6 protein-coding genes are annotated in these 6,036 nt (G+C 66.2%); 5 read left to right on the forward strand and 1 reads right to left on the reverse strand.

Going from position 1 to position 6,036, the window contains the following annotated elements; genetic code table 11:
* The 3 genes from EN742_RS21110 to EN742_RS21120 all read left to right on the forward strand — a co-directional run.
* The coding region (locus EN742_RS21110) for a homoserine dehydrogenase (RefSeq protein WP_128333231.1) at positions 1-925 on the forward strand (925 nt) is incomplete at its 5' end.
* A 20-nt stretch (positions 926-945) separates the two neighbouring features.
* Complete coding sequence (locus EN742_RS21115) at positions 946-2,430, forward strand: FGGY family carbohydrate kinase (protein ID WP_126056023.1); 1,485 nt, start codon at positions 946-948, stop codon at positions 2,428-2,430.
* A 66-nt stretch (positions 2,431-2,496) separates the two neighbouring features.
* A complete protein-coding gene (locus EN742_RS21120) occupies positions 2,497-3,090 on the forward strand; it encodes a hypothetical protein (protein ID WP_126056024.1) in 594 nt (197 codons plus the stop codon).
* Here the strand turns inward: EN742_RS21120 and EN742_RS21125 are convergent.
* Positions 3,080-4,042: a sugar-binding transcriptional regulator gene (locus tag EN742_RS21125; RefSeq protein ID WP_126056025.1), complete on the reverse strand. Its 963-nt coding sequence runs from the start codon at positions 4,040-4,042 to the stop codon at positions 3,080-3,082. The two genes, EN742_RS21120 and EN742_RS21125, sit on opposite strands and share 11 nt — an antisense overlap.
* 312 nt (positions 4,043-4,354) lie before the next feature.
* On the opposite strand from EN742_RS21125, the gene EN742_RS21130 reads away from it, so the two are divergent.
* Positions 4,355-5,365 carry an ABC transporter permease gene (locus EN742_RS21130; RefSeq protein WP_189375496.1) on the forward strand — a complete coding sequence of 337 codons (1,011 nt, stop codon included), beginning with the start codon at positions 4,355-4,357 and terminating at the stop codon, positions 5,363-5,365.
* A 134-nt stretch (positions 5,366-5,499) separates the two neighbouring features.
* Positions 5,500-6,036, forward strand: a 537-nt coding sequence (locus tag EN742_RS21135; RefSeq protein ID WP_148670176.1) for a substrate-binding domain-containing protein, incomplete at its 3' end; no start/stop codon positions are given.

The raw sequence follows: 6,036 nt of genomic DNA on the forward strand, positions 1-6,036 counted from the left end.
GCTCAATGTCGAGGCCGACATCACCATCGGCCGCTTCCTCAAGGATGAGGCGCGCAAGGCAGGCGTGGTCTACACCGGCGCCGCCGGCGACGAGCCCGCCTGCACGCTGGAGATCATCGGCTTCGCCAAGAGCCTCGGCTTCACAATAGTCGCCGCCGGCAAGGGCAAGAACAATCCGCTGAAGATCGACGCCATGCCGGCCGACTACGAGAAGGAGGCCAGCGAGCGCAACATGAACGCGCGCATGCTGGTCGAGTTCGTCGACGGCTCGAAGACGGCGATCGAGATGGTGGCGATCGCCAACGCCACCGGCCTGGTGCCGGACGTGCCGGGCATGCACGGCCCGACGGCGACACTCGAGGAACTGGCAGGGGTGCTCTGCCCGCGCGAGGACGGCGGCGTGCTGCACCGCAAGGGCGTGGTCGACTATTCGATCGGCAAGGGCGTGGCGCCCGGCGTCTTCTGCATCATCGAGACGAAGCATCCGCGCGTGCTGGAGCGCATGATCGACCTCAAGGTCGGCAAGGGCCCCTATTTCACGATCTTCCGCCCCTATCATCTGACCAGCCTGGAAGTGCCGCTCTCGGCGGCGCGCGCCGTGGTCTACAAGCGCGCCGACATGGAGCCGCTCGACCATCCGGTGGCGGAAGCCGTGGCGGTCGCCAAGAGCAACCTCGGCGCCGGCCAGTCGCTCGGCATGATCGGCGAGAACGACTATCGCGGCTTCGCCATGACATGGGAGGACGCGCGTGCCAGGGGCGCACTGCCGCTCGGGCTGGCCGAACGCGCCAAGGTGGTGAAGCCGGTGAAGGCCGGCGACTTCCTCACCTATGAAAACTGTGTACCCGACGATTCGATGGTGATAACCCAGATCCGCCGTCGTCTCGACCAGTCGGACGGACGGTTCGTCACCAACGCCGCCTGATATTTTCGGATCCCCGCCTGATGGACGATGTCGTAATCGGGATCGACGCCTCGACGACGGCCGTGAAGGCGATCGCTTTCGCGCGGAACGGGGCGGAACTGTTCCAGGCGCGCGAAACCTACCCGCTGTCAAACCCGGCGCCCGGCCATTTCGAACAGGACGCCGAGCACTGGTGGACGGCGCTGCTTGCCGCGGTGAAGCAGGTCGCCGGCAAGGTCGGCGGCTCGCGCGTGGCGGCGATTTCCATCGCCCACCAGCGCGAGACGTTCACCCTGATCGACGCTGCCGGCAAGCCGCTCATCCCGGCGATCCTGTGGCTGGACGAGCGCGCCCGCCCGCAAGTGGCACGGCTTTCGGCCGAGCTCGGCCGCGAGGCGATCCGCGACTGGAGCGGCAAGCCGCCGGACCCGACGCCGGCGCTCTATGCGCTTGCCTGGCTTGCCGAACACCGGCCGCAGGCGCTCGGCCAGGCGGCGGCACTCGTCGACGTGCACGGGTTCTTCGTCCACCGGCTGACCGGACGGCTGGTGACCAGCACCGCGAGCGCCGATCCGCTCGGCCTGCTCGACATCAAGACCGGTACCTGGCATCCCCGCCTGGTCGAGGCCGCCGGGCTGCGGCCGGAGCATTTGCCGGAGCTGGTCGGGCCGGGAGAAATCTGCGGCGGCCTGAGCGAAAGCGCCGCCGCTCTGACCGGCCTGCAGGCCGGCACGCCCATCATCGCCGGCGCCGGCGACGGCCAGGCGATGGGCCTCGGCATGGGCGTCTACGGTCCCGGCAAGAGCTACCTCTCGCTGGGCTCCGGCGTCGTCAGCGGCAACTATGCCGGCGCGGTCGCGACATCGGATGCGTTCCGCACGCTGGTCTCACCGACCGGCTCCGGCTTCATGCTGGAGACGGTGCTGCGCTCGGGCATGCAGCTGGTCGACTGGATCGTGCGCACCACCGGTGCACCCTCCGCCGCCATCCTGGAGAAGGCCGCGATGGAGGTGCCCGCAGGCAGCGACGGCCTGCTGGTCATGCCGTACTGGGCCGGCGTCATGAGCCCGTACTGGGATGGTGCTGCGCGCGGCGCCATTGTCGGCCTGTCGCTCGACCATGAGCCAAGACATCTCTTCCGCGCGGTGCTGGAAGGCATCGCCTTCGAGCAGGCGATCGCCACCGCTGCGATGGAGGAGCGGACCGGCAAGGCAGAGGCGATGATCGCGGCTGGCGGCGGCGCCAATTCGACGCTGCTGATGCGGATCATGGCGAACGTGCTGGAACGGCCGCTCTCGGTTTCGCCGGTCAACGAGGCGGCCGCACTCGGCGCCGCCATGCTGGCGGCATCCGCCGTCGGATGGTTCGCTTCGCCGGAAGACGCGGCAATGGCAATGGCCGCGCCACCGGCAAGGCGCGTCGACCCGGTCGATGCGCTGGTGCCCGCTTATCGCGCGCGCAAGGCAATCTACCGCGACCTCTATCATGCGACGCGTGACATCCATGCACGGCTCGGCGCGGCCTGAGCCGGGCCGCAATCTTGTGTCTGGCGCAGCCGGTGTTAGGCTGCCGCGCGCGGCGGACGATTGCTCATGATTAGAGAATTCCATCTTGCGGCCTTGCCCTGGCTTGTCGCCCTGGGGACCCTGCCGATGCCGGCACTCGCCGGCAACGCGCCGGCATTCGAGCTCAAACTCGACATCGACCGTGACGGCAAGATGGACAGGGTTGTGGTGATGCAGGAGCCCGGCGCGCCGGCCGATCTCATCATCTATCTGGCAGCCGGCGAGGACCACCTTGATCCTCCCCCGCGGCCTGATTTCGTCAGGAAGGGACTGACCGAAGACCGTATCATCGATCTCGAAAGCAAGGGCAAGGGATCGGTGGCGATCACGTCCTGCTTCGGCTGCGGCGCCAGCAAATCGACGGAAGAAACGCTGACGATCGTCTACCGCCGAGGCAGGTTCCTGGTCGGCGGCTACAGCCGCAACTGGGACTGGAACAAGCAGACGGTGGATGGCGTCGAGACGACGCTCGGCAGTTGCGACATCAATTTCCTCACCGGCAAGGGTGTCGCCTCGCAGGATCTGGACGACGGCAAGCCGATCGAGGGGAAGTTCACGCCGGTCAATCTCTCTGACTGGTCGTACGAGCGCCGTCCGAAGCCTTGCGAATTCAGCGACTGAGCAGGCCCTTGGCTGCGTCCTCGTCGGTGATCAGCACCGAGACCCTGGTGTTGGCAAGCGCGGCGCGCATGACGGCCACCTTGTCCTGCCCACCCGAAACCAGGATGATCGACGGAATATCGGAGAGATCCTGCAGCGGAAAGGCGCAGACGCGACGGTTGACCTCATGGTCGATGGGGCGGCCCTCGACGTCGATGAAGTAGCAGAGGATGTCGCCGACAGCGCCGGCCGCCTGCAATTCCTCGAGCTCGCTAGGCTTGATGAAGCCGTAATTGGCGATCGGGCTGTTGCCGGAGAAGGCGCCGACGCTGAGCACGGCGATGTTGGCGCGCCGGGCACGGAAGACGACGTCCTGGACGCTGCGCTGGCTCATGAAGGCATCGCGCTGTTCCGGCCTGTCAGCATAGACCGGCACGGGCAGCAGATAGCATTCGGCGCCGATCTTCTCGGCGAACTCCCAGGCGCTCTCGGTCGGGTTGAGCGGCTGCGCGTGAGTGAGGCCGCCAAGCATCGAGACCACCGTGGTCCTGGCAATCGGCCGCCGGGGCAGTTCGTTGATGGCGAATTTCAGCGTGCGGCCCCAGCCGAGCGCGATGACATCACCGGGATTGACGTTGTCGGCCAGATAGGTTGCCGCGGCATGGCCGATCATCAGCGGCGCGTTGCTTCTGTCCGCGGCCGACGGCACGACAACGGCCTGGCTCAGGCCAAAGCGCTGCTTCAGGCTCTCCTCGAGCTGCACGCATTCGACGACGCTGTCGCGGATGCGGAACTGGACCACGCCCTCCTCGCGGGCGGCGGAGAGGATACGATGCACCTTGATGCGGCCGATGCCGAGGATCTCCGAGATGCGCTCCTGCGTCAGACCCTCGACATAATAGTGCCAGGCAGCGCGCGCCTTGAGCTCGGCGTCCGGGAAGCGCGAGGCCTTCTCGTTCTCGATCACCGCCATCCTCATGCCCTCCTGCCGCTGTCGCCAGCCAGCGTCGTTCGTCCGGTCGTCTTGGTCCACTCCACGACCTGACGGCACCGGCTTCGGACCAGAAAACTGATTCCGGTCGCGCATGATGCCCTTGCCCTCCTAGGGCAATCCGTTGGGTGGCGCAAACCGCCGCTGAGCGGCGCGACGGCCCTTGACAATTTTCTGATGAACAGATTAGCTGAACAAAATTGCATATCAAAGATAAATTGTTCACAAGGGAGGATGCCTGGTGAACAAGAACGGACGGCGACGCATCGCCTGTCCGCCGACGGAGGAGACGAAGTGGCTGTGAGCAACGATGCAAGCGAGCTGAAGGGCGTGACGAGCGCGCAAGGCTCGACCGGCGCAAAGCTTTCGGCGCTGTTTGCCGGAACCATGGGACCGCTGATCGGGCTGGCGCTGCTGTGCCTGGCGCTGACGATGACAACCGACACCTTCCTGACGGTGCGAAACATCCTCAACGTGCTCGACCAGATCACCGTGCTCGGCATCATGGCGATCGGCATGACGCTGGTCATCCTGATCGGCGGCATCGATCTTTCGGTCGGCTCGGTGCTGGCGCTGGCCTCGATGGTGATGGGCTTCGTCGCCCACCCCGACTATCTCAATCTCGGGATGCCGGCCGGCGTTGCCGCGGCGCTCGTCGTCGCCGGCCTTTGCGGCCTCGTTTCGGGTCTGCTTGTGACGGTGACCAGGCTGCCGCCTTTCATCGCCACGCTGGCCATGATGTCGGTGGCGCGCGGCCTCGCCAACATGATCACCGACGGCTCGCAGATCGTCGGCTTTCCCAACTGGTTCACCAACCTGTCGATCATCCGTCATTTCGGCTTCCTGTCGGTCACTGTCGGGCTGATGGTCGTGCTGGCGATCGTCTTCGCCATCTTCCTCAACTACCGCGCCACCGGTCGCAGCCTCTACGCGGTCGGCGGCAGCGCCGAAGTCGCGCGCCTGTCCGGCATTCCGGTGAGGTCACTGACCAACTGGGTCTATGCGATCTGCGGCGTGCTCGCCGGACTTGCCGGCATCGTGCTCGCCGCAAGGCTCGATTCCGTACAGCCAAGCTCTGGCCTCGGCTACGAGCTCGACACGATCGCTGCCGTGGTCATCGGCGGCGCCAGCCTTTCGGGCGGCGTCGGCTCGATCGGCGGCACGGCGGTCGGCGTGCTCATCATCGGCGTGCTGCGCAACGGGCTCAACTTGCTTGGCGTTTCGCCCTTCATCCAGCAGGTGGTGATCGGCGTGGTGATCGCGCTTGCCGTCGCCACCGACACCTGGCGGCGCAGAGCACAGTGAGGAGCCGGGCGCAATGAGAATTCGCCCGGATCTCCGGGCGATAGACGGATCGGTCGATCCGAGACTGGGAATGTTCGGCCATGGGGCGCCGTGATGCGCGGGCGGAACAGATTGAATATCAACGGAGGAAAACCATGCTGACCAAACGATCACTCTTGCTTGCCGCCGCGGCCATCATCCCGCTGCTTGGCCTGTCCGACGCCGCTTCGGCCAAGGACGCCAAGAAGCTCGGACTGGCTGTCGCCAACCTGCAGGCCGACTTCTTCAACCAGATCAAGCAGTCGGTTGAGGCTTATGCCAAGGAGAAGGGCATCGAGGTTGTCACCGTCGACGCCAAGGGCGATTCGGCCACCCAGGTCAGCCAGGTGCAGGACCTAATCACGCAGAACATCGACGCGCTGATCTACATCCCGGCCGGCGCCACCGCCGCAACCGTGCCGACCAAGACGGCGAAGGCCGCCGGCCTCCCGGTCGTCAATGTCGACCGCAACGCCGACGGCGCGCCGGGCGACACTTTCATCGCCACCAACAGCGTCGCCTCGGCCCAGGGCGTGTGCGACTACATCGCCAAGCAGGCCGGCGGCAAGGGCGAGATGATCATCATCCATGGCCAGAAGGGCACGACGCCGGAAGTCGACCGCTCGAAGGGCTGCGGCGAGGCGCTCAAGGCC

This window comes from Mesorhizobium sp. M4A.F.Ca.ET.020.02.1.1, from assembly GCF_004022645.1.
Classification (GTDB): Bacteria; Pseudomonadota; Alphaproteobacteria; order Rhizobiales; family Rhizobiaceae; genus Mesorhizobium.

Bases quoted from the DNA above. Each gene is read 5' to 3' on its own strand.
- EN742_RS21115 (WP_126056023.1), top strand. From the start codon at position 946: ATGGACGATGTCGTAATCGGGATCGACGCCTCGACGACGGCCGTGAAG.
- EN742_RS21120 (WP_126056024.1), top strand. From the start codon at position 2,497: ATGATTAGAGAATTCCATCTTGCGGCCTTGCCCTGGCTTGTCGCCCTG.
- EN742_RS21125 (WP_126056025.1), bottom strand. From the start codon at position 4,042: ATGGCGGTGATCGAGAACGAGAAGGCCTCGCGCTTCCCGGACGCCGAG.